Raw genomic sequence first — 22,970 nt, forward strand, 5'->3', positions numbered from 1 at the left:
TTTTGTATACCGAGGTATACAAACTGCAAGCCTTTCGACCCTCCGAACTTATGGCGTGCGCTCCCGTGTCTGCAAAAACGATCTTTTCCAATGCTTTACCGATTTCGCTGTCGTTGACGATCGGCGGGATCGGGGGTGGGGTGTTCTACTATTTCCACCTGCCACTGCCGTGGATGCTTGGCGCGATGATCGCGACATTTGCGGTTGTTATGGGCGGGGCAAAGCTCAAGGCACCTGCGATGTTGCGGCCCATCGTGATCTCGGTGATCGGGGTCATGTTGGGGTCGGGATTTGACAGCGGCATCCTTGCCGATGCTCGCGCATGGGCGGTGTCGCTGGCCTTCCTCGGGCTCTACCTTGCCTTCGCATCGGCCATCGTCGTTCCGTTCTACACGCACATTGGTAAGTTTGATCGCACCACCGCGTTTTTCGCTGCGATGCCCGGCGGTGTGAACGACATGATGCTCATCGGCGAGGCGATGGGTGCCGATCCGCGTAAGATCATCCTCGCTCATGCGGCCCGTATTCTGGTGACGATTGCGGTGATCGCATTTTGGTTCCGCGTGGTTCTGGGGTTGAAGGTCACTGGCTTTGCCATCGAGCCTGTGTCGCTGGGTATGATGGATGTTGCGATCCTGACGGCCTGTGCCGTGGCAGGGGTCTATCTGGGGGGTTGGCTGCGTTTGCCTGCTGCGCAACTGGTTGGCCCGATGATCCTGTCCGCAATTGTTCATATAACAGGGCTAACCCATTCTGCGCCGCCACCCGTTCTGGTGATCGTCGCGCAAGTGGTGTTGGGCACCGTTTTGGGCTGCCGTTTTGTCGGGGCGCCGAAAGCAATGGTGGTGCGGTCGCTGGCCCTGAGCCTCGGTGCGACGCTGCTGACGTTGACTGTCACTTTGGTCTTTGCGGTTCTGTTCCATGGGTTGTTCGGGCAAACGGCAGAGCAGGTGATCCTCGCCTATGCCCCTGGTGGATTGACCGAAATGAGCCTCGTCGCGTTGTCGATGAACGCGGAGGTGGCCTATATCTCGGTCCACCACCTCGCACGGATCGCACTCGTGATCGCTTTCGCGCCCATCGTGATGAAGTGGCTGCTGCGCCGCAGTTAACAAATCCGCGGCAGCTGTTCTCCCACGAGCATATCGACAATCCGACTGCCGCCAAAGGCGGTGCGCATGGTGACCATCGGCGCACCCTCTTTGGCCCGACCGATGATGGTTGCGCCCTTGCCGGTGTCCACTGACCGCATCGCCGCCAGCGCCGTGTCCGCATGTTCTGCAGGGACAAAAAGGACAAGCGTTCCCTCGTTTGCCAGGTAGAGCGGATCAAGGCCAAGGATTTCGCAGGTGCCTTTGACCTCTGGCCGAAGGGGAAGAGCGGCCTCGTCGATCTCAATCGTGCAGCCCGCAGCCTCGGCCATTTCGTTGAGCGCAGAGGCGATCCCGCCGCGTGTCGCATCACGGCAGGCACGAACGGGAACAGCAGTGCAGGTGGCTTCCATCAGATGCCCCAATGCAGCGCAATCGGACTGGAGGTCAGAGGACAGCATCATGTCACCCCGCGCGGCGAGGATCGTCGCCCCATGATCGCCGAGCACGCCGTTCACGATGGCAACGTCACCGGGTTGGATCATGTCTGCCCGCAGATCACGGCCCGCTGGGATAACGCCGACGCCTGAGGTGGTGATGAACACTTTATCGGCGGACCCACGCCCGACGACCTTTGTGTCGCCCGTGACGATCTTTACGCCTGCCTTGTCCGCCTCGGCTTTCATGCTGGCGACGATACGGCGGAGGAGGGCGATTTCGGTGCCTTCTTCGATGATGAACGCCGCAGAGAGCCAAAGCGGTTTTGCGCCACCAACAGCCAAATCGTTGACTGTGCCGCAAACTGCGATTTTGCCGATGTCGCCACCGGGAAACTCGACGGGTGTCACCACGTAGCTGTCGGTCGTAAAGGCGAGCTGTGCACCCGCTTCAAGAAGCGCCTCATGGGTCAGGCGGGCCTGATCTTCGCGGCTGGTGGGTTCAAAGACCGAGGTGAAAACCTCTGCGATCAGGTCGCGCATTGCCTTGCCGCCGCCGCCGTGGGACAGCGTTACTTTGTCGTCGCGAAGGGTCATTCAGCAGGCTCCGCAGCGCGGCGTCCGCCGTATTGCCAATAGGCGGCGCAAGCGCCCTCTGAACTGACCATCAGCGCGCCTAGAGGCATCTCTGGCGTGCATCCCTTGCCGAATTGCGGGCAAGCGGTGGGTTTCATGCGACCTGTCATGACGGCGCCGCATTCGCAGCCTTCGGGTTCTTGGACCACACGGGGACCAGCGGCATAACCGATGCCAAACTTCTCTTCGGCATCAAACGCTTTGTAGCGGTCGCGTATTTTCAGGCCAGATGCGTCGATTTCGCCCAGCCCGCGCCATTCAAACGAAGGGCGACGTTCGTAAACGTCTTCCATCGCAGCGATTGAAATCGGATTGCCGTGTTCGGGCACGATGCGCGCGTATTGGTTTTCCACCTCAGCGCGGCCATCGCGGATTTGAGTGAGGACCATCAGCACCGATTGCAAAAGGTCCAGCGGTTCAAACCCAGCAACAACAATCGGCTTGCCATAATCGCGGGCGATAAAATCGTAGGGATGCACGCCGATCACCATCGATACGTGACCCGGCCCGACAAACCCGTCGAGCATCATGTAGGGGTCATCCAACAGCGCCTTGATCGGTTCGGGCACGGTGATGTGGTTGCAGAACACAGAGAAATTGGTCAGCCCATCACGCGCGGCTTGTTGGATCGACAGCGCAGTCGAAGGCGTCGTCGTCTCGAACCCGAGGCCAAAGAATACGATCTCTTTGTCAGGGTTCCGACGGGCCAGTTCCAGTGCATCGAGCGGAGAATAGACCATGCGAATATCGGCTCCGTCGGCCTTGGCCTGAAGCAGCGATTTTTTGGTGCCCGGCACGCGCATCGCGTCGCCAAAGGTCGTGAAAATGACGTTGGGTTTCTCTGCAATCTGCACACATTCATCGACGCGGGACATCGGCAGGACGCAAACGGGGCAGCCCGGACCGTGGATGAATTCGATGCCTTCGGGTGTCAGGCGATCCAGCCCGTACCGGAAAATCGCGTGTGTGTGGCCGCCGCAGATTTCCATGATGTGGACAGGTTTCTCTTTGGTCGCGCCGATCTGGTTGGTGACCTTCTCGATCTCGGCCAAGAGGGACTTTGCCGCCGTTGGATCGCGGAACTCTTCGACGTATCTCATTTCGTTTCCTCCAGCGCCTTCGCACCCTCGGCCATGGCCTCAAGCGTCTCTTGGGCCTCGCCCAAACCACGCAGGGCCTCAAGTGTTTTGGCCGCCTCATCCTCGTCGATAATCGCCATAGCAAAACCGACGTGGATCAGAGCGTATTGGCCGATCAGGTCGTGAGGGTCGCCTGTTAGAACGGGCGCATAGGACACTTCGCGTTTGACGCCAGACACATCTGCCATTGCCATCATGCGGGTGGGGTCGGTGATGGCCACGATCTGACCGGGGATACCTAGGCACATGGCTTAGTCCTCTTCTGCGGGGATGCGGCGGGGTGGCGTAATGCCGTAACGGTCGAGCTTGGCGCGCAGGCCAACCCGTGACAGGCCCAGTTCGGTCGCCGCACGGCTCTTGTTCCATTTCAGGCGGGTGAGGGTTTCGCGCAAAATCCGCATTTCAATCAGTTCAACGCGGTCTTTGAGCGTTCCCTCAGAGGTCAGCACCTCTTCGGCGCGACGATCTGCGCCGTCCTCTGATGGATCAGCCTGCAGGATGTGGCGAGAGATCAACTCAGGACCGAGCACTGGTTCTTGTGCAAAGATCAGCATACGCGTGACCTCGTTTTCGAGTTCCTTGAGGTTCCCTGGCCAATCGTAGTTTTCCAAAAATTCGAGAGCGGTATCCGCAAGGCCATGCACAGGTTTGCCATGCGATTGCGCCGCCTCAAACAAGAGGTGCTGCGCTAAAACGGCGATGTCACCGACCCGCGCCCGCAGGGGTGGGATCGACAGTTCCGTGACGGCCAACGCGTAGAACAAGTCAGAGCGGAACAGCCCATCCGCCACCCGCGCCCGTAGGTCACAATGGGCGCCCGTGAGCAGGCGCATGTTCGTCGACAGCGTTTCATGCCCGCCGATGGGTTGGAAGCTTCCCTCGGTCACGACCCGCAACAGCGAAAGTTGCAGTTCGGGCGACAGGGTTTCGACGCCGTTGAGGAATAGCGTCCCGCGATCCGCTTTTTGCAAGAGGCCGATCTTGTTCGACTGAAGGCTGGGGATCGCGCCGCGTTTCGCCCCGAAAAGCTCTAGCTCGACCATCTCCGACGACATGCCTGCGCAGTTCAGTTCAAAGAACGACCGATCAGAACGGAGCGAGGTATAATGCATCGCCCGCGCGATCTGAGTTTTGCCGACGCCAGCCTCGCCCGTCAGCAAAACGGGCACATCGAAGGACGCATATTGGCGGGCGGCGGTCAGAACGGGGTTCAGCGGTGAATTGGGCGATCGCAGGACGTTTTCGAACCCAAGCCCCTCGCGCAGTGCCTTACGTTGTTTTTCGAGCTTCGATTCCATCGTCTGACCGAGGTATTTCTGCTCGAGCGACATACGGTCGTTTTCACGGGACAGTTGGAACAGATGGCTCGCGTTTTTGGCGGTCATCAACAGATGGTCGGGGTGCCACGGTTTGGTGACGAACTGATAAATGCCCGCCTCATTGATGGCGGCGATCATGTCGTTGGTCTCGGTATAGCCGGTGATGATGATCCGCACGGTTTCGGGCCAGCGGTTGCGCACCTCGGACAGAAATTCGACACCAGTTTTGCCAGGCATCCGCTGGTCGCAAAAGATGACTTGGACGTAGTTGTCCTCCATCAGGGCCAGTGCCTCGTCGGCGTTGGCGGCGGTCAGACAGTCAAAGTCGTCCTCTAGCGCCATCCGCATAGAGGCAAGGCTGTGCGCCTCGTCATCAATCAATAGAACCGTTGGGAGGGTCATTCTGCGGCCCTCGGTTCGGATTTCGCAGTGAGCCGTGCAGTGAGCCATCCGATCCACTGGTCCATGCCTTCGCCTGTGCGGGCCGAAACGCGGAGGATTTCGATGGTCGGGTTCACGCGGCGCAGGTTCTCCTCGTAGAGGTCGAGGTCCACGTCGCAATGCGGGGCGAGGTCGATTTTGTTCAGGATCGCCACCCGAGCGGCGGTAAACATGTCGGGGTATTTCAACGGTTTATCTTCACCTTCGGTAACCGAGAGTATCGCGACCTTGCAGTCCTCGCCCAGATCGAAGGACGCGGGGCAAACGAGGTTCCCGACGTTTTCGATGAAGAGGAATGACCCAGCGGTGAGGTTCAAATGCTCCATCGCATGTCCGACCATATGACCGTCGAGGTGGCAACCCTTGCCTGTGTTGACTTGGATCGCGGGAGCGCCCGTCGCGCGGATGCGGTCGGCGTCATTGGCGGTTTGCTGGTCGCCTTCAATCACCGCAAGAGGGATGTTGCCCAAGGCTTCGATTGTTTTGCACAGGAGGGTGGTTTTGCCTGACCCCGGTGAGGACACCAGATTGACCGCAAAGCACCCAAGATCCGCCAAGGCCGCACGGTTTTCATCTGCGTAGCGGTCATTTTTGGCGAGGATATCCGTCTCGATCTCGATCAAACGCTCTTGGGTCATGCCAGGGACTTCGACGCCCGCAGGGCCGTTGCCAAAGTGGATGTCGCCGTGATCGTGGTGGTGATGCCCGTGGTGATGGTGGTGGCCGTGATCATGATGGTGGTGACCTTCGAGCTTTGCATCACCGCAACCGCAAACTGTGCACATTATTCCACCTCCAAATCTTTGATCCGCATTTCGTCGCCCCCTTGGGGCATCAATTTTCCGCCGCCACAGTCGGGGCAGGGGTCTAATCTATTGTCGATCTCGACCTCTTTCATGCAGTCATAGCAGAGCGCCCGACCGGGGAGGTCAATCATAATAAGTTCCGCGTTTTCCGCGACGGACCCGCGCATCACCACGTCAAAGGCAAAGCTCAACGCGCCTTTTTCGACGCCCGCAAAACGACCGATTTCCACGCGCACTTTGGTCACAGGGCGGTCTGTTGCGCTTTCAATCACGCTACGGATGCCTTCGCAGAGGGACATTTCATGCATGATCGGCCTCGTGAACGGTGACGGGAATACAGGGGTCCAGAATATCCAAAAGCAGCGGCGCAAGGCCAGCGTCGGTTAATGCCGCGAGCGATCTGTCCAAAACGCCACCTTTGGCAAGCAGGTGATCTGTCGGGGTGATCCGCGTCAGATCGGTCACATGTCCGTTCGAGGTTCCGATCTGCAGGCCATAGTCGCCACGCGGGGCGCTGACGATCGTGCCAAAGGCGGTGCGGCGCGGCATTGGATACGGGCGGGTCAAGTCGATCACGCGACCCATTGTGCGCCACAGCGGACCGTGGCCGTCGCTTGCTGCGATTTGGATCATTAGGGGGTGATCGGCATGGCGACCCGCAACTGAGTTTTCGACTGGGGCCTTTTTGAACATAGTGTCCACGCTGACCAAAGGCACGGGACCAGTGTCGGCCATACGTTTCGCAAAGGTGGTCTTGATCGTTGAGAGTAGCGGCGCGATGCCATCGCCCGAGGTCAAGAAAGTCCGAAAATCGGCGAGCCGACGAGGCACGCCGTTCGGACCAAAGCCCGCGCGGATCACGGCCGCTGCATCGCTCTGCCAGCCTTGGGGCAGCGTCGGGGTGCCGATATTCAGCCGCGATGGGAGTGCGATGAACAGTTTCAGGGCGTGGTCGCGGATGGCTTCTTGGCGGGCGGCCTCCAAAAGGTCGGGTGTCGTCGGGAACCCGAGGGCCAACCGTGCGCCAAGCTCTTGGGCCCCACGGCAGAGGTTGAACAGTCGCGGCAGGGTTTCCGCCGCATCCAGTGCTGTGCGCCTGCGCAATAACTCACCCACCGGAAGCTCCGGTGTTGTGGTGACTGTATATCTTGCGCGGGTTTGGATCATTATTCAGCCTCGGTTGCCATATCTGTCGCCAAGCCAGCGGTGATCACCTTGCGGCGGGATGGCACCATATCAATTTCGGGTTCCTCGGCTTCAGGCGGGTTCAATTCTGCCTCTCGTGCAGCGCGGATATCTTCGCGGCGGTCCGTTTCTGCGCGATTTTCTTCTTTGAACAGCTCCGTCAGGACGGCGCGGGCGACATCGACCGCTTGGGCTTGGGTGTTGAAGTCACCCATCGGAGAGAACAGCGAGCAGGCCTTGTAGCCGCCCGATTGTTCCCGAACGTTATGGATGAATTCGTAATTGCCCGATGGAAACGCGATGGTTTCCTTGGCGCCCACCGTCAGGGTCGACCAATCCTCGCCCTCGGCAGGCAAGAGGAACAGGTTCATAAACCACGGTGTAATCAGCACGCCCAAGGGGCGGCCCTCATAGCGGTGAAAGCCGACGGCCTGAACATGCAGCACTTTGTTCACCAGAGGCACGTCACGCATTTTTGCATGCCAGATTTCACGGAAATCAGCTTCGAGCGCGGCAGAGACGGCGGCCATGTCATTGGCGTCTTTGACGCTCTCCGCGCCTGGATCTTCGAGGACCATGAACTGTTCTTTTGGGGCGGAACAGTTCGGGCAAGACCAGTCGTGCGGGAGGTCGATAAAGGCTGTGCCCGGTTCGATCTGGCGGTAATCGTCGCCATCGGCTGGGTCGTAAGGGGTCCAGCAGATTTTACACTCCATAATTGCGGCGCGGCTGATCTTGTCCATTGCGCCTAGGAATGATCCCTCGAACCCGCTCATGCCAACGTCTCCATCACGTCGCGGATGCGGGCATCGCTGTCGTGGAGGTCCTCGTCTGCGGCAAGTGCAACTTCGGGCATGTCGGTGACTTCAAACGTGTCGAGGATCAGCGTGTCCATGGAGTTAAAGAACTGCACCCGCCAAACTTTGCTTAGCGCGGTCGCGGTGACGCGGCAGTTTCCGTAGCCACGGGACAGGATCGTAACGGCCCCTTCGCCGAGGGCAGCGTCCAACCACTCCAGATCGCCCTCGGTGTGGGGCAGGAGGGTGAGGTTGATCACATGCGGGATTTGACCCTTTTGGTAGCTCGCAGATTTGTCCATCAACTCGGCCAGTAGCGCAGGCGCATTGGCAATGGTCGATGGTTTCGGTGCAGCGGTCAAAAGTGCGGGTTTATGCGGGGTATGGGCGCGTTCAATGGCGATCGCGGGAATGGGGGCGACCTCAAGGCGGTCAACGCCTTCGCCTGCCAACAGCCAGACACCTGCAAAGAACGACTCCTGCGCACGGATCGCGGGGATGCCACGAATACGGAGCGAGACTTCGCCTTCGCCCAATGTGTCCGCCATGAATGCGCGGTTCGCCTGATCAAGATGCGATAGGTCATGGCTGCGGCTTTGCCCGTCAATCGCACAATCAGCACATGATTTCGCGATGTCGTGCATCAGCGCGGTGCCTACTGCAACGCTGTTCGGATCGTCGATCTCTGGCGTGTGCGGGGAATACGTCCGCATGTCCTGTGGCATGACGGTGTACTGTAGTTCGTCATCCTCGGCCAAGGGTTGGGAGCCAGGGCCAAAGCCGGTCGGGGGCATTACAAAATTCGACATGATCAGGCTCCTTCAGGGTGCAGCGCAAGGATTTGGGGAATGCGGGACATGTAATCGTCCCAGTCGCGGACCTTTGGGATCGACCCTAAAACCACGCCTTCGCGGTAGAAAACGAGAGCGGGTGTTTTGAACACGCCTGCGGCCTCTTTGGCGGCGTCCTCGAATTCGGTCGCGACGACGGCGCAGTCAAACGCGCCTTGGAAGGTCATTTTAAGTTCGGGCAAAACCACAGCCACATCGGTGGTTTCGAGGTTGCGTACGGGATCGCCCGTGATGAACACGCAATGCACGCCTTCGCCCCGTGTGTATTCGGTCAGGTCGTGGGTTGAGTTTAGGATCGGGTAGCCAAATTCAGAGCTCAGTCGGTCGATTAGCGGATGGGTCATTGTGGCCTCATGCAGTCGATTTGCCATCCGCGAGCGCGGCGGCGAGGTGAGGGGGAAGTTGCGGTTCACGGGCGTTCAGGTCGGCAAACGCATCGCCCAGATCGCCGCCCTGCATGATGGAGCGCAGCCCGTTCAGTGCAGCGGTGATTTTTTCAGCTTCGTCGGCAGAGATGATGTCACGCGCCGCGCCGAGGAACGTTAGGAGCCACGTTCCAGCGGGGACGTCACCGACCAGCGACAGGTCGATCAATTCGATCCGTTCGCCGTCCGTGCAGGTCGCGGCGATGCCTTCGCTGCCGATGACTTTCATCGGGACGCCGACGCACATTATTCGACCTCCGCAGGGAGGAAGCGTTCGTCGCCATAGCGGTAGGCTTCGTCTTCGGACGGGCGGCCATCTTCGTAGGCGGAGCGCAGGATGGCTTTATCCGCGAGGAGTGATTTGTCCCCTTCGCCGCGAGTCGGAACGATCTGCAGTTTGGCGAGCTTATCGAGCGCCACCTTAATCGCCGGTTCGATTTGCGCGGCAACGATATCGCGGAGCCCGCCGCCGTAGTCCTCTAGCTCTTCGGGTTGGCAACCGATCAACAACAGGTCGGGCGGGCAGTAGCCCATCAACCGCGCCGTCGCGATCACATCCTGAAAACCTGTCTGGTGGAGCGACATCTTTTTCGCGCCCAAAAAGGCGGGAACCTCGTCACCTTCGACGATCTTCATCGTGCCCGGTTCGAGGCCGTAATCGACCGCATCAAAGACGATCAGAACGTCGGCTTCTTCGAGGAAGGGCAGAAGATAGAGGCCCTGTGTGCCGCCATCCAAGAGGCGCACATTTTCAGGAAAGGCCCACTGATCTGCCATGCGTTCGACGCAGCGGACGCCAAAGCCTTCGTCGGCCCACAGAACGTTACCGATGCCTAGAATGAGCACACGTTGTGCCATCCAACCCTCCCTGATGATGTCCCCTCTAGTCGGAATCATGGTTACCGACTGTTCGCATAAGTGAGAGTAATGCTTTCAGTTTGCGGCGGTGAGAGAAAAAACATTCTCGGATTTTTCGTTTTAAGTGACTGTTTTATTGTAAAATTTCTGTATGCAATGGGATGCTATGCTGCAGCATAGTAAAAAGTAAGTGATCGATTGTATGTAAATTTGGAAATCATGTAATCGCAAAGAAAAACGGGCGCCTCGGCGCCCGTTTCCGTTCAGAATAAGGATGGGATTATTCTGGACGATCGTCTTTGAAGGTCCGTGTGCCAGAGATCATGGTCGAGACCATCGACTGACGCGACAGGATGTCTTCGCGGATGGCGGCGTAGATGTGGATGATCATGAAAATCACGATGAACCACATGCCCAAATGGTGGACCGAATGCAGTATCTGTGTGTTCCCGACCCAGCCGATCAACCAGCCCATCACGTTGTGCGAGAGAGACCCCGCCTGCGCACCTTCCGCATAGAGCGCCCAGCCCGTTAGGATCATGAACGTGATGCCGAGCGTCATGAAGAAGAACATGGCGATCTGTGCCAGAGGGTTATGACCGACGTATTTCTTTGGCTCTGCTTCGAGGAAGAGATACCATTTCAGTTCGAAGACGACCTCTTTCCACCAGCGTTTGTTCAGGATGGGAACGTAGAACAATTGCTTTGCGTGGTGGTTGCCGACAAAGGCCCAATAGATGCGGGCAAAGAACCCGACCGTCAGGATTTGCGCGGCGGCAAAGTGGCCAAAGCGGATGTAGCCCATGACAAATTGATGGGTCGCCTCGGCAAAGGTCATGGTCGGCAGGGGCGAGGCGATAAACCAGCCCGTTCCGATCAGAACCATGATGCAGAGCGCATTGATCCAGTGCCACAGACGCACAGGCCATTCGTAGACAAAGACCGATGTTCTGCGGCGGATGCTGTCGATGTCCTGCGCGGTTGCGTCCCCCGTCAGGCGGGACGCTTCCAGAGGTTCGACCTCCATGTTTGGTGTGTGAATTGACTGATCAGCCATGGATCACTCCTTCCGAAGGTAGGAGCGAACACCGTAGAGAACCGCAGCCAATGCAATCACACCCAGCCCGTGAAGGGGCGACAGGGTCCAATGCGCGATACCGTCGCCAAGTGCGGCATCGTGGCCCGTATGCGCCACCGCTGTGGTGGCGCTCAGGGTTAGAAGTGCAGTCGCAAGTTTTTTCATTGTCCGATCCTCCCTTTAGCGGACTTTGACGGTGGTGAGTTCCTCACCATCGGGCGACATAACGTGGGTCGAACACGCAAGGCATGGGTCAAAGCTGTGCAGAGTGCGCAGGATTTCGACCGGCTCTTCGGGACGTTCCATTTTGGTGTTCATCAGAGCGGCCTCAAAGGCGCCGATGTTGCCTTGGGTGTCACGCGGAGACCCGTTCCAAGTGGTCGGAACAACGCACTGGTAGTTTTCGATGCGACCATCTTTGACTTTGATCCAGTGACCCAGCGCACCGCGCGGGGCTTCGGTCATGCCAACGCCCATAGCCTCTTTGGGCCAAGTTGACGGGTCCCATTTCGCCACGTTCGCAGTGCTTTCGTCGCCGTTTTTGATATTGGTGACGAGCTTGTCGAAGAAGTGCTTCTGCAAGCGACCGCAGTATTCCGACTCCAGCGCCCGTGCAGCGGTACGGCCAAGGGTCGAGAAGATCGCAGGAAGCGGCAGGTCCATCGTACGCAGCAGGCCATCAACTTGGTTTTTGATGTCCTCATGGCCTTTGGCGTAGCCGACGACGTAGCGGGCCAGCGGGCCAACTTCCATCGCGTGACCTTTCCAACGCGGCGCTTTGATCCACGAATATTTAGCAGCCTCGTCGAGCTCTTGGATATTGGTGCGTGTGCCTTTGGCGTTCGGGCCGAGTTCGTATTTCGGCTCTGTCACGCCATCCCAAGGGTGAAGACCCATGCCCGGCTCTGCGTATTCGTACCACGAGTGGTCAACGAATTCTTGAACCTGTTCAGGATCGCGCACGTCGACATCATGAACAACCGACAGATCGCCATTGATGATCGCGCCGCGCGGCAGGTGAAGTTGATCCGCCGAGAAATCGTTCGGATGCTCTGGGATGTCACCGTAGGCAAGGCATGCTTGCGACGACAGACCGCCACCGTAGAGCCAGTTTTTGTAGAAACCGCCGATGGCAACAACGTCCGGCAAGTAGACGTTTTTGTTGAACTCGATACATTTGTCGATAATCGACGACACGAGGTTCAGACGTTCCATGTTGATCGCGCCAACGGCACCCGTCGAATGGACGTTGATCGGGCATGGAACACCACCAACGAGCCAGTTCGGGTGCGGGTTCTTACCGCCAAAGATCGTGTGAATTTTCACGATCTCTTTTTGCAGGTCGAGCGCTTCGAGGTAGTGGGTGGTCGCCATAAGGTCTGCCTCTGGCGGCAGTTTATAGGCTGGGTTATCCCAATAGCCGTTCTTAAAGATGCCGAGCTGACCCGATTCAACGAATTGCTTCAGTCGGTTCTGAACATCGCGGAAATAGCCTGGGCTAGACAGCGGGTGGCTCGGCGACACCATCTGTTGCAGTTCCGAAGTCGCCTTGGGGTCGGCGCGCAGGGCGTTGACAGGGTTCACCCAGTCCAGCGCGTGCAGGTGGTAGAAGTGCACGATGTGGTCGTGGATCTGCAGGTTCAACTGCATGATGTTGCGGATTGAGTTCGCGTTGTCAGGGATGGTGATCCCCAGCGCATCCTCGACCGCACGGACCGAGGTCAGCGCGTGGGTGCCTGTGCACACGCCGCAAATCCGTTCGGTGAACGCCCAAGCATCACGCGGGTCGCGACCTTTGAGGATCACTTCCAGACCGCGCCACATGGTGCCTGTGGAGACCGCGTTGCGGATGATGCCTTCGTCGTCCACGTTCACTTCGCAGCGCATGTGGCCCTCGATGCGGGTCACAGGGTCGACGACGATACGTTTGCCTGATGTGTCGAGGTCAAAGCCGTTAGGGGTGGTGACCATGGCTTATGCCTCCTCTTTCTTGTCTTGAGTCTTGCGCTGCGCGGCCTTGAGCGCGGACACAGCCGCATGGGCCGCAACGCCTGCGCCAACAACACCAGCGGCGGTCATGCCGATTTTGTCTGCGTTGGCTTCGATGCCGAACTGAGTCAAATCGGTGACGCGGTTGTAGAACGAGCCCTGATCCCAGAACCCATCTTCGGAACAACCGATACAGCCGTGACCCGATTGGATCGGGAACGAGACACCTTCGTTCCAACGCACGGTCGAACAGGCGTTGTAGGTGGTCGGGCCTTTGCAGCCCATCTTGTAAAGGCAGAAGCCCTTGCGTGCGTTGTCATCGTCCCAATGCTCAACAAACTGACCCGCGTCAAAGTGCGGACGGCGGTAGCATTTGTCGTGGATACGCTGGCCGTAGAACATCGCCGGACGACCCTGACGGTCGAGTTCGGGCAGACGGTCGAAGGTCAGCATATAGGTGATGACGCCGGTCATGACTTCGGCGATGGGCGGGCAACCCGGAACCTTGATGATCGGTTTGTCGGTGATGACCTTGTGAACTGGCGTTGCCTGCGTCGGGTTCGGCTTTGCCGCCTGAACGCAGCCATAGGACGCGCAGGCACCCCAAGAAATCACTGCTTTCGCGTGCTGTGCTGCGTGTTTCAGCTGTTCGACGAACGGCTTGCCACCGACGATACAGAACATACCGTCCTCGTTCAGGGGCGGGTTGCCCTCTACGGCGAGGATGTAGTTGCCTTTGTATTTCTCGATCGTTTCTTCCAACGCTGCTTCGGCGTGATGCCCTGCGGCAGCCATCAACGTTTCCGAATAGTCGAGAGAGATCATCGACAGAACCACGTCTTTGGCCAGCGGGTGCGCGCCGCGGATAAAAGATTCCGAACAGCAGGTGCACTCTAGACCGTTGACCCAGATCACAGGCGTGCGCGGTTTGGTTTCCATGGCGTGCGCGATCTGCGGCACAAACGACGGGCCAAGGCCAAGTGCCGAGGCCGTCAGCGAGCAATATTTCATAAAGGAGCGGCGGGTGATCCCCTGCTTCCGCATCACTTCATAAAAGGTTTCGATTTGCGACAAATGACCCTCCCTCTTTGAATTCTGACCCGTGCGAAAGGCGCAATTCGGGCATTGTCCGCTTAGGATCGGGTGGATCAGGGTCTGAAGGTAGGCAAAGAGTGCAAAATTCGCATACAGTGGAATACTGTATTTATTTCATGTTGTTAGGGTGTTTTCGCTGCGATTGCGTCCGGTATGGCGATAACCGCCTATTCGTATAGGTGGTCAGATGCTTTGCGCTGCTGCGATCATCGCCTGACCCAAGGCGAGTCCCCCATCATTGGCGGGAATCTCGCAGTGAACGAGTGTGGGAATGCCCTCTAGCCGCGCCTTGGTCATCGTGAAAAGCGCGACGTTTTGATAGCACCCACCAGAGAGGGCGACAGCCGCGACTTTGCCCTGTTCAAACAGGTCACGCGCGACATCGGCAAAGGCATGAGCGAGGCCACGGTGAAAATGGGTCGCGATCTGAGAGAGCGACACACCGCGGCGCAGGTCGTCACGGATTTGCCCCCAGATCGGTGAAGGATCAATCCAACCGTTGTCGTTACCAAACGTGTAAGCACCGTCGATCGTGAGATCGACTAAGGCTTCTAGTGCTATCGCCGCCTCACCTTCGTAGCTCTGCGCCATCGGGCAAAGGCCAATCACCGCAGCTACCGCATCAAAGAGCCGTCCCGCGCTCGACGACAATGGTGCGTTTAGTCCGTTGGCTACAGCGTGGCGGAGGATGTCGCGGGGGGCATCGGGGAACAGCTCATCGGCCCAATCGCTCAGCCCTGCCTGATCCAGTCGGACCATCGCGTTGCGCCAAGGTTCGCGAGCGGCCCGATCACCACCCGCGAGCGGGGCAGGGGTTAGGCCACCCACCCGCGTGACCGCGCGATAATCACCGAGGAGAACCTCACCACCCCAAAGCGCGCCATCAGGCCCCAATCCCGTGCCATCCAGTATGATCCCCGCGACAGGTCCACCCGACAGCGGCCAACCGTTTTCCGCAAGGCAGGACGCGAGGTGGGCGTGGTGGTGCCAAGCCTCGACCACGGGAAGGCCGAGCGTTTGACCATAGCGCGTCGCGCGATACCCAGGGTGGGCATCAACAGCGACCACGGTCGGTTTGTGGTCGAACAGAGCGGAATAGTCTGTGACGGCTTTCTCGAATTCCTCAGCACATAAGACATCATCCAGATCGCCGAGGTGATGCCCGAGGAGCGCCTCTCTGTTCTTCGTCAGACAAATCGCGCCCTTCATCTGTCCCCCAAGTGCGAGGACTTGGGGCGCGTCCTCAAACCCCTCTGGCAGAGGAATTGTGCTAGGCACACGGCCTCGCGCACGGCGCAAAATCATTGGCGGCTTGGCGCGTTCCACACTGTCGTCCAGTCGGCGCGCAATGTCGCGGTCATGCATCAAAAACGCATCGGCAAAGCGACCCAGTTTTTCGCGGGCCTCATCATTGCCGATCACTTGCGGTTCGCCGGAGAGGTTGCCAGAGGTCATCACCAGCGGTCGGCCCGCCGTCTCGATCAACAGGTGGTGCAAAGGCGTATAAGGCAGCATCCAGCCCAGTTGGTTCTGGTGTGGGGCGAGGGCGTCTGGCAAGGCGTCGGCCTTGGGCAGTAGGACAATCGGCGCAGCAGGATCGGTCAAAAGCGCAAGGTCGGCATCGGTGACACGGGCGTAACGGTGAATGGTGTCGAGCGTTGCCATCAGAGCCAGAGGCTTTGTCGGGCGGTTTTTCCGCGTGCGAAGGGTTTCGATGGCGGTAGGGTTTGTCGCGTCACAACAGAGGTGAAACCCGCCCAGCCCTTTTATCGCTACGATTTGCCCAGCCAAGATGCGCTCCGCTGTGACTATGATCGCGTCGCCTTCGGGTTCGGCCCAAATACGTGGTCCGCAGGTGGGGCAGGCGATGGGCTGGGCGTGGAACCGACGGTCGGCAGGGTTTGCATATTCGGAAGCGCAATCAGGGCACATGGTAAAGGGTGCCATTGTAGTCTGGGCGCGGTCGTAGGGCAGCGCGTTCAGAATGGTGAAGCGTGGCCCGCAATGGGTGCAGTTGGTAAAAGCATATCCCGCCCTGCGGCCGTGCCCGTGTATTTCGTCGCGGCACGCGGGGCAGGTGGCGGCGTCGGGTGTGACGCGAGTCTCCGCGCCCTTTGCCCCGCTTGCCGCGATGACAAAGCCTGACGGCGCTTCATATTCCGCCTCAGTGACTTCGATCTGATCGATGCGCGATAGGGGCGGCTTTTCTGCGGTGATCGCGGAAATGAACGCGGCAGGTGCGGCGTCGCAGTGGATCAGAACGCCCTCAGCGTCATTCAGGACTTCACCGTTCAGGCCGAACCGTTGGGCAAGTTGCCAAACATGGGGGCGAAACCCGACGCCTTGGACCTGCCCACGGACACGGATGCGCCAGCCCATCAGTGCACCGTGCAGACCATGCAAGGATCGAAACTACGCACGATGTGTTGGACCGCGATCGGGGTTTCCTCACCATCGCGGACAGGGGCTCCGACCAAGGCTGCCTCAACGGGACCAGCGTTCCCCTGCTCATCGCGTGGGCTAAAGTTCCACGTGGTCGGCGCGATGATCTGGTAGCCCGTGATCTTGCCTCCATCGAAATTCATCCAATGGCCCAAGGCACCCCGCGCGGCCTCGATCAGACCTTCGCCTGTGCCTGAGGCGGGCATATCCCAGTGCCCCATAAATCGATCTTTGGGATCGATCTGAGCCGCCAAATCTTCGAGAAGCATTTGCGTGCGTGCGATTTCAATCAGCCGCCCCGCAACTCGAGCAAAGGCCGAGGGGTGTCCCGCCAGATCACGGGCCAAGGGGTTCGCGTCGATGATCTGTCGCGCCAGCGCGCCGGTTTCAACAGTTTGGCCGTTCAGACGTGGGGCCTTGCACCAACTGTAGGCCGCGTCGCGCATGTCCTCGTCTGGTTCTGTCGTACCATCGCGGGGATGGGCCGTATCGCCGAGCATCCATGCGTGGCTGAGGTCTTCGGTGATCTGGGTGGTGTCGACGGGGCTAAGGGTGCCGTCCCAAACACCTGACTTAAACGCCCGACGATCTGGCAGCGGGTAGGCGCCAAAGGACATGAACCGCCCCGGACCGAAGCCCATGTCATCCAGCCCAACCGCCTGCGCGATCCTGATAAAGAGGCCTGTATCCCCTGCAGTCCAGTTCAGCAGGTCGTCCTTACTGCTCAGTGCGGCGAAGGTTTCGACAGGCGCACCATAGAGTGTCGTTTCCAAATGACGGCGGAAGCTCCGTAGCGCGGTCTGGATGCGCACCTTGTCCGATGCCGTCGGCGTTTTTGTGACGCCTGCAGGTTGGATGGCGAGGGTATGGGGCCACTTTCCACCCAATAGCCCGACGATGTGCAACAGTTCGGCCCGTGCGGTTACAGCATCGCGGGCGGCAGAGCCTTCCATCGCGGTGAATCGTGCGACTGCCTGATCGTGCCAAGGTTCGGCGCTATACACGGGTCGAGCAAAGTCGGGCATGTAGAACAGGTTAAAGTGCGTCACATGATCGGCGAGGTTTTCGACCGCATGTAAAATCGCGGCGATCAGCATCCCTTGGGGTGGCATCACAGCGCCTGATGCATCGGCGAGAGCAAAGGCCGCTGCCGCCGATTGGCTGATCGAACAAATCCCGCAAATCCGTGGGGTGATCGTCAACGCATCACGTGGATCCTTGCCCAAGAGCATCATTTCAAACCCGCGGAACAAGGGCGAGTTCGTGTAGGCTGCGGCGACTGCACCGTCTCGCACGTCTAAACGAATTTCCAGGTCCCCTTCGACGCGATTAAACGGGCCGACGATCAGGTTGCGGTCTGTCATTTCTTGGGCGTCCTGATGGTGGGAGGGATGGTCACGCGGTCGCTTGTCGCGTTGGTGCCGATCCTGTCTGGCGTTGCGGCCTTGGACAGAGAGGCCAGCGCCATGAACCATGCCTTGGGCATGTCCGAGGGGAGGCCCACGGGAATGCCCGCGATCTTTGGCGTTTCGGTAAATATATGGCGCGGTTCTTCGAACTCTGGTGCGGTGCAAGCAACACAGGGATAGCCGCCACGTGTGCATGACCCAGCGCCGTTCCACGGGCGGATATTGCAGTCACCGACGGCTTGGGTGCCGATGCAGCCCAAATGCTCCATCATGCAGCCGATCTGGCTGAGCTCCTTGGCCGAGGCTTTGTATTCGTAGAATTCGTTCTTCGTGCAGCCGTGATGCACGAGGTGATCGGCAAAGAACCGTGGCCGCGCATAGCTATCGAGGTCAGCAGGCGTGAGCGCGTCATCGGCCAGCATCAACAGCGTCTCTGTCACCCAGTCAGGATGCATCGGGCAGCCTGAGATATTGATGACGGGCAGTCCACCTTTTCCGACGAAACCCGACGAGAGGATGCCGCCCGCATGGGTGCCATCGAACTGCAACCCGACCGCATCTGACGGGTTCCCGCCTGCGGTCGTCACGCCACCAAAGGCCGCACAGCTTCCCACAGCGATCACATGCCGCGCGAGTGGGGCAAGCGATTGCACCCAGTCCATCATGCTCCGACCCGTGCCCGACAACATCTGATATCGGCCTGTATTGCGCGGACCACGTGCGATAGCGCCCTCGACACAAAGGATGTCGAGGGGGGTCTCCTGCGCTTCAATCTGCGCCAAGAGGCGGCGCACCTCGTCGCCAGAGGCGACAGAGAGGGCAGGGTGCCAGATAAAGTTGATGCCCGCGCCACCCAAAAGATCGAACACATTCGGGTTTTCAGCGCAAAGGAGCGACATCGTGCAGCCACCACAGCCCGATGCCTGAAGCCAGAGAACGTTCATTCCCCACCTCGTTTCAAGGACAGTCGGAAACATGCACCGCGTTCAGATGGGCAGAGTTGCAGTTGCCCCCCGTGTTCCTCTGCGATCTTGTGAGAGATCGATAGGCCGAGGCCCGTTCCCTTGCCCACGGGTTTGGTGGTGAAGAACGGGTCAAAGATGGACCCTGCGATGTCTGGGCCGATCCCGGGGCCATTATCCGAGACCTGAACAAAGACGTGGTCACCGTCTTGGCCAAGGGTGATCTGGATATGCGGGCCCTCTGTGCCTTCAACCGCATCGAGCGCGTTTTGAACGAGGTTCATAATGACCTGCTGTACGTGACCCACGCGCCCGTTCGCCATGAGGGTCAGGGGGGCGTTGGTGACAATAGGTGCAGGGGTTTTCATCCCGCGCACGACCCAATGGGTTGCCACACGTGTCGTCTCTACCAAATCGAAATTGGCAAATTCGCCTGTGCCGTCTGCTGAAAGCCTGCGCAGGTCTTCAACAATATCGCGGACCCGTTCCGACCCGTCCCGCGCGCCGTCAATTGCGGTGCGCATATTCGCCAGTTCACGATCGAGCCGCAGTTCCTTGCGCAATTCGATCAGCTCCGCCCGCGAGGCCCCTGCCTGCACTTGTTCGAAATAGGTCACAAACCGTGCCACGTATTTTTCCAAGGCATGGGTGTTGGCGTAGATAAACGAAATCGGGTTGTTGAGTTCGTGCGCAACGCCTGCGAGCAAACGACCCAGCGAGGCCAGTTTTTCATTGCGAACGAGGTGGGCTTGGGCCTCTTGCAATGCGCGGTGGCTTTCGGCGAGTTCGGAATAGGCCTGACGCAGTTCCCCCACAGGACGCCCGATCAGCACCGCGCCAAGGCTTTTGCCGCGTTCCCCAATGCGAGGCGTGATCGACAGGTCAATTGGGGTGGGACCAGCAGAGGTGGGCAATTCCGCCTCAAACCGAACGGATTTTCGGTTTTGCACGACCTTTTGCACGGCCTCATGCAGCGCGGCATCTGACGTGAGATCAGCCAAGGGGCGGCCCCGCACACTCGCAGGGTCTAGGCCCAAGAGCATTTGGAACGACCCTGCCGCCTGTTCGATCAGACCGTCCCGATCCACGACGATCAAAACGTCCGACACCGAGGCAAAGACCGAGGCCATAAAGCCACGCATTTCATCAAGCTCGGCGTTCCGAACTTCTAGCTCGCTTTGATAACTGACCAGCTCTGCGTAGGTTTTATCGACGGCCCGCAGCACATCGACCCATGCCTCATCGGACACGGGTGTTTGTCCACTGCTCAGGTCATGGGTGTCGATCACGCGAGGCTCCTCTTTGGGATAGCTTAGCGAGTTTGCAGGCCACGTCAAAGGAGAGCCCGCGTGAATTCATAGACTTAAGGTCGAATAGGATACGTCCCTGCAAAGTAGCCGTGCAGAGACGTGGTCATATGATCAGGCGGTGATCAGAAGTCCGCAGTGACACCCGGCAGGTTCAGTGCCTTGATCAGGTCGCGCAATTCCTGACGGGCGGCGAGGTTCGAGATGTTCAACTGTGTGACGCCAATATCTTTGAGATCGAGGAGCGTCAGGCCACGTGGGAACAATTCGCGGAAAATGACGCGTTCGTTGAACCCAGGCGCCACGCGGAACCCAATCCGACGCGACAGTTTGTTCAGCGCGGATTCCATCTTTTGTTTGTTGACCATCGCCTGTGCGCCCAAACGGTTCCGCACCACAACCCAGTCAATCGGCTGGAGGCCTGCCTGAGCACGCAACTGACGCGCGCTCCACACCATTTCGGAATAGACCGATGGGCCAGTGATATTCTCACCATCGCTGTCGATATGGGCGAGAAGGTCGAAATCAACAAAGCTGTCGTTCAGTGGTGTGATCAGCGTATCAGCGAGCGAGTGCGCAACTTGGCTTAGGCGGGTGTGCGAACCGGGGCAGTCGATCAGGATGAAGTCGCATTCGGGTTCCAACGCGGCTACGGCTGCGGATAGACGATGATCGAATGCGTTCTCACCGGGCTGCAGGTCGGCCTGATCCACCTCAGGAAGGTCGCGGTACACTGGAATGGCGAGGTTCAGACCCTCGGCGTCCGAATATGTTTTGCGGTTATCCAGATAACGCGCCAGCGACTTCTGCCGCATATCGAGGTCAAGCACACCAATCCGGTGTCCCATCCGCGCCAAAGCCGTTGCCACATGCATCGACACGGTCGATTTGCCCGCGCCACCTTTTTCGTTACCGACGACGATAATATGCGCCACGCCCGATCCCCAGTGCTGTTACTTGGCCGCACTATATGGCGCGAAACCGCCAAGGAAAAGATGTGCCGCCTGTGATGCCGCAATTACTTAATCCTTGACGTGCAAAGGCTAAGGGTCCATACGCCGCCCCTGATGACCGTCCCGTCCGCGTGAGACGTGCGCTGAGATGTGCGCAAGACGTCATCAACCTACAGGTTCCCACTTTCACGCAAGGGGCCGCGTAGATCCGGCAGTTCGACACCCGGTCGAACGGCGAGCGATCCGCGCAACTCTTGCAGTCTCCGGCGCTGGGCCGGACCAATGCGTTGCCCGCTGGGCTGCGCGGAACAGGATTTTTATGGACTTCGATATGCTGGGGCTCGCCCCCCGCCTTGTGACTAAACTTGCCGAACTCGGCATTACTGACCCCACCCCGATTCAAGCGCAGGCCATCCCGCACGCGATGAACGGTCGCGACGTTATGGGCCTTGCGCAAACGGGCACGGGCAAAACCGCTGCTTTCGGTCTGCCGATGCTCGACGCGTTGATGAAAAACGGTGATAAGCCTTCGCCGAAAACCACTCGTGCGCTGATCCTCGCGCCGACCCGTGAGCTTGCTAAACAGATTGCGGATAGCTTGTCTGCGTTTTCGTCTGGCTCGCACCTTAAGACCGTTCTCGTCGTCGGTGGCGCAGGGATCACGGGCCAAAGTCGTCGCCTAGAAAAGGGTACGTCTATTCTCGTCGCGACCCCTGGTCGTTTGCTTGACCTGATCGACCGTGGTGCTGTTCGTCTCGATGAGACACAGTTCCTCGTTCTGGATGAGGCCGATCAGATGCTCGACCTCGGCTTTATCCACGCGCTGCGCAAAATCGCGACGCTGATCCCCAAAGAGCGTCAAACCATGCTGTTCTCGGCGACCATGCCGAAGCAGATGGCTGAATTGGCCGAAAGCTACTTGTCCAACCCGATCCGCGTTCAGGTGAACCCTCCGGGTCAAGCAGCAGAAAAGATTGATCAGTGCATCCACTTTGTTGCGAAGGCTGCAAAAACCGATCTGTTGATCGAGCTGTTGGACGCACACCGCGACGAGTTGGCGCTTGTGTTTGGCCGTACCAAACACGGGATGGAGAAACTCTCTCGTGTTCTCGAAAGCAAAGGCTTTGCTGTCGCTTCGATCCACGGGAACAAATCCCAAGGTCAGCGTGACCGTGCGATCAAGGACTTCAAAGAAGGCAAGGTGCGCGTGCTTGTGGCAACCGATGTTGCTGCCCGTGGCATCGACATTCCTGGCGTGCGTCACGTTTATAACTACGAATTGCCGAACGTGCCTGACCAATACGTGCACCGTATTGGCCGGACAGCGCGCGCGGGTGCCGCTGGTTCTGCGGTTGCCTTCTGTGCGCCTGACGAAATGTCGGATCTGCGCGATATTGAGAAGACACTCAAAACGACAATCCCAGTCGCGTCGGGTCGTCCGTGGGAGGTTGTCGGCAACGAGCCGAAACGCAAACCCGCTGGCAATGGCCGTGGTGGTCCGCGTCGCTTTGGCAACAAAGGCAGCGGCGGTGCTGGGAAGCCCAAAGGGGATCGTCCGGCATTTGGCAAACCCGCAGGCGACCGTCCGTCGTTTGCTAAACCGGCAGGGGGCGGCCAGCGTCGTCGCAAGCCCCAAGGCAATCGCGCCGCAGGATAAAATGACAAACGCGGGCCTTCGGGTCCGCGTTTTTCGTTCCACCAACCCCCAAAACAAAAACGCCGCGCAAAGTGCGCGGCGTTTCCGTAAACC

23 protein-coding genes are annotated in these 22,970 nt (G+C 58.9%); 2 read left to right on the plus strand and 21 right to left on the minus strand.

Going from position 1 to position 22,970, the window contains the following annotated elements:
* Positions 1-65: 65 nt before the first annotated feature.
* Complete coding sequence (locus BSK21_RS02390) at positions 66-1,112, plus strand: AbrB family transcriptional regulator (protein WP_231924789.1); 1,047 nt, start codon at positions 66-68, stop codon at positions 1,110-1,112.
* Here BSK21_RS02390 and hypE read toward each other — a convergent pair.
* From hypE to BSK21_RS02495, 21 genes are all read right to left on the minus strand, one after another.
* Positions 1,109-2,125, minus strand: a complete 1,017-nt coding sequence (gene hypE / locus BSK21_RS02395; protein WP_074038947.1) for a hydrogenase expression/formation protein HypE — start codon at positions 2,123-2,125, stop codon at positions 1,109-1,111. The two genes, BSK21_RS02390 and hypE, sit on opposite strands and share 4 nt — an antisense overlap.
* Entirely contained in the window at positions 2,122-3,264 is a 1,143-nt protein-coding gene (hypD, locus tag BSK21_RS02400; protein ID WP_067550099.1) for a hydrogenase formation protein HypD, read from the minus strand. The genes hypE and hypD overlap by 4 nt, the downstream gene beginning before the upstream one ends.
* The gene (gene hypC, locus BSK21_RS02405) at positions 3,261-3,551 is read right to left on the minus strand and encodes a HypC/HybG/HupF family hydrogenase formation chaperone (RefSeq protein WP_067550097.1); all 291 of its coding nucleotides are present in this window, start codon (positions 3,549-3,551) and stop codon (positions 3,261-3,263) included. Before hypC ends, hypD begins: the two co-directional genes overlap by 4 nt.
* Positions 3,552-3,554: 3 nt before the next feature.
* Positions 3,555-5,024, minus strand: coding sequence for a sigma-54 dependent transcriptional regulator (locus BSK21_RS02410; protein ID WP_156529576.1), 1,470 nt, complete (start codon positions 5,022-5,024; stop codon positions 3,555-3,557).
* Positions 5,021-5,848, minus strand: a complete 828-nt coding sequence (hypB, locus tag BSK21_RS02415; protein ID WP_067550093.1) for a hydrogenase nickel incorporation protein HypB — start codon at positions 5,846-5,848, stop codon at positions 5,021-5,023. The genes BSK21_RS02410 and hypB overlap by 4 nt, the downstream gene beginning before the upstream one ends.
* Positions 5,848-6,177 carry a hydrogenase maturation nickel metallochaperone HypA gene (locus tag BSK21_RS02420; protein ID WP_067550091.1) on the minus strand — a complete coding sequence of 110 codons (330 nt, stop codon included), beginning with the start codon at positions 6,175-6,177 and terminating at the stop codon, positions 5,848-5,850. Before BSK21_RS02420 ends, hypB begins: the two co-directional genes overlap by 1 nt.
* The gene (locus BSK21_RS02425) at positions 6,170-7,036 is read right to left on the minus strand and encodes a hypothetical protein (protein WP_067550089.1); all 867 of its coding nucleotides are present in this window, start codon (positions 7,034-7,036) and stop codon (positions 6,170-6,172) included. The genes BSK21_RS02420 and BSK21_RS02425 overlap by 8 nt, the downstream gene beginning before the upstream one ends.
* The gene (gene hybE, locus BSK21_RS02430) at positions 7,036-7,830 is read right to left on the minus strand and encodes a [NiFe]-hydrogenase assembly chaperone HybE (RefSeq protein ID WP_067550087.1); all 795 of its coding nucleotides are present in this window, start codon (positions 7,828-7,830) and stop codon (positions 7,036-7,038) included. Before hybE ends, BSK21_RS02425 begins: the two co-directional genes overlap by 1 nt.
* Complete coding sequence (locus BSK21_RS02435; RefSeq protein WP_067550085.1) at positions 7,827-8,660, minus strand: hydrogenase expression/formation protein; 834 nt, start codon at positions 8,658-8,660, stop codon at positions 7,827-7,829. Before BSK21_RS02435 ends, hybE begins: the two co-directional genes overlap by 4 nt.
* A gap of 2 nt (positions 8,661-8,662) precedes the next feature.
* The gene (locus BSK21_RS02440) at positions 8,663-9,046 is read right to left on the minus strand and encodes a hydrogenase accessory protein (RefSeq protein ID WP_067550083.1); all 384 of its coding nucleotides are present in this window, start codon (positions 9,044-9,046) and stop codon (positions 8,663-8,665) included.
* 7 nt (positions 9,047-9,053) lie between these two features.
* Complete coding sequence (locus BSK21_RS02445; RefSeq protein ID WP_067550081.1) at positions 9,054-9,374, minus strand: HypC/HybG/HupF family hydrogenase formation chaperone; 321 nt, start codon at positions 9,372-9,374, stop codon at positions 9,054-9,056.
* Positions 9,374-9,985, minus strand: a complete 612-nt coding sequence (locus BSK21_RS02450) for a HyaD/HybD family hydrogenase maturation endopeptidase (protein ID WP_067550079.1) — start codon at positions 9,983-9,985, stop codon at positions 9,374-9,376. Before BSK21_RS02450 ends, BSK21_RS02445 begins: the two co-directional genes overlap by 1 nt.
* Positions 9,986-10,265: 280 nt before the next feature.
* Complete coding sequence (gene cybH / locus BSK21_RS02455) at positions 10,266-11,042, minus strand: Ni/Fe-hydrogenase, b-type cytochrome subunit (protein WP_067550077.1); 777 nt, start codon at positions 11,040-11,042, stop codon at positions 10,266-10,268.
* Positions 11,043-11,045: 3 nt separating this feature from the next.
* Positions 11,046-11,228, minus strand: a complete 183-nt coding sequence (locus BSK21_RS02460) for a hypothetical protein (RefSeq protein ID WP_067550075.1) — start codon at positions 11,226-11,228, stop codon at positions 11,046-11,048.
* Positions 11,229-11,243: 15 nt separating this feature from the next.
* Positions 11,244-13,034, minus strand: coding sequence for a nickel-dependent hydrogenase large subunit (locus tag BSK21_RS02465; protein ID WP_067550073.1), 1,791 nt, complete (start codon positions 13,032-13,034; stop codon positions 11,244-11,246).
* A 3-nt stretch (positions 13,035-13,037) separates the two neighbouring features.
* Positions 13,038-14,126, minus strand: coding sequence for a hydrogenase small subunit (locus BSK21_RS02470; protein ID WP_067550071.1), 1,089 nt, complete (start codon positions 14,124-14,126; stop codon positions 13,038-13,040).
* 204 nt (positions 14,127-14,330) lie between these two features.
* Entirely contained in the window at positions 14,331-16,526 is a 2,196-nt protein-coding gene (gene hypF / locus BSK21_RS02475) for a carbamoyltransferase HypF (protein ID WP_067550069.1), read from the minus strand.
* A complete protein-coding gene (locus BSK21_RS02480) occupies positions 16,526-17,953 on the minus strand; it encodes a nickel-dependent hydrogenase large subunit (RefSeq protein WP_074038948.1) in 1,428 nt (475 codons plus the stop codon). The genes hypF and BSK21_RS02480 overlap by 1 nt, the downstream gene beginning before the upstream one ends.
* A complete protein-coding gene (locus tag BSK21_RS02485; protein WP_067550067.1) occupies positions 17,950-18,942 on the minus strand; it encodes a HupU protein in 993 nt (330 codons plus the stop codon). The genes BSK21_RS02480 and BSK21_RS02485 overlap by 4 nt, the downstream gene beginning before the upstream one ends.
* A complete protein-coding gene (locus BSK21_RS02490; protein WP_067550065.1) occupies positions 18,939-20,249 on the minus strand; it encodes a sensor histidine kinase in 1,311 nt (436 codons plus the stop codon). Before BSK21_RS02490 ends, BSK21_RS02485 begins: the two co-directional genes overlap by 4 nt.
* Before the next feature lie 143 nt (positions 20,250-20,392).
* Positions 20,393-21,202, minus strand: coding sequence for a division plane positioning ATPase MipZ (locus tag BSK21_RS02495; RefSeq protein WP_067550063.1), 810 nt, complete (start codon positions 21,200-21,202; stop codon positions 20,393-20,395).
* 337 nt (positions 21,203-21,539) lie between these two features.
* Here BSK21_RS02495 and BSK21_RS02500 point away from each other — a divergent pair, with 337 nt between their 5' ends.
* Complete coding sequence (locus tag BSK21_RS02500) at positions 21,540-22,877, plus strand: DEAD/DEAH box helicase (protein WP_067550061.1); 1,338 nt, start codon at positions 21,540-21,542, stop codon at positions 22,875-22,877.
* Positions 22,878-22,970 lie beyond the last annotated feature (93 nt).

Source organism: Marivivens sp. JLT3646 (assembly GCF_001908835.1).
In the GTDB taxonomy this organism is placed as follows: Bacteria; Pseudomonadota; Alphaproteobacteria; order Rhodobacterales; family Rhodobacteraceae; genus Marivivens; species Marivivens geojensis.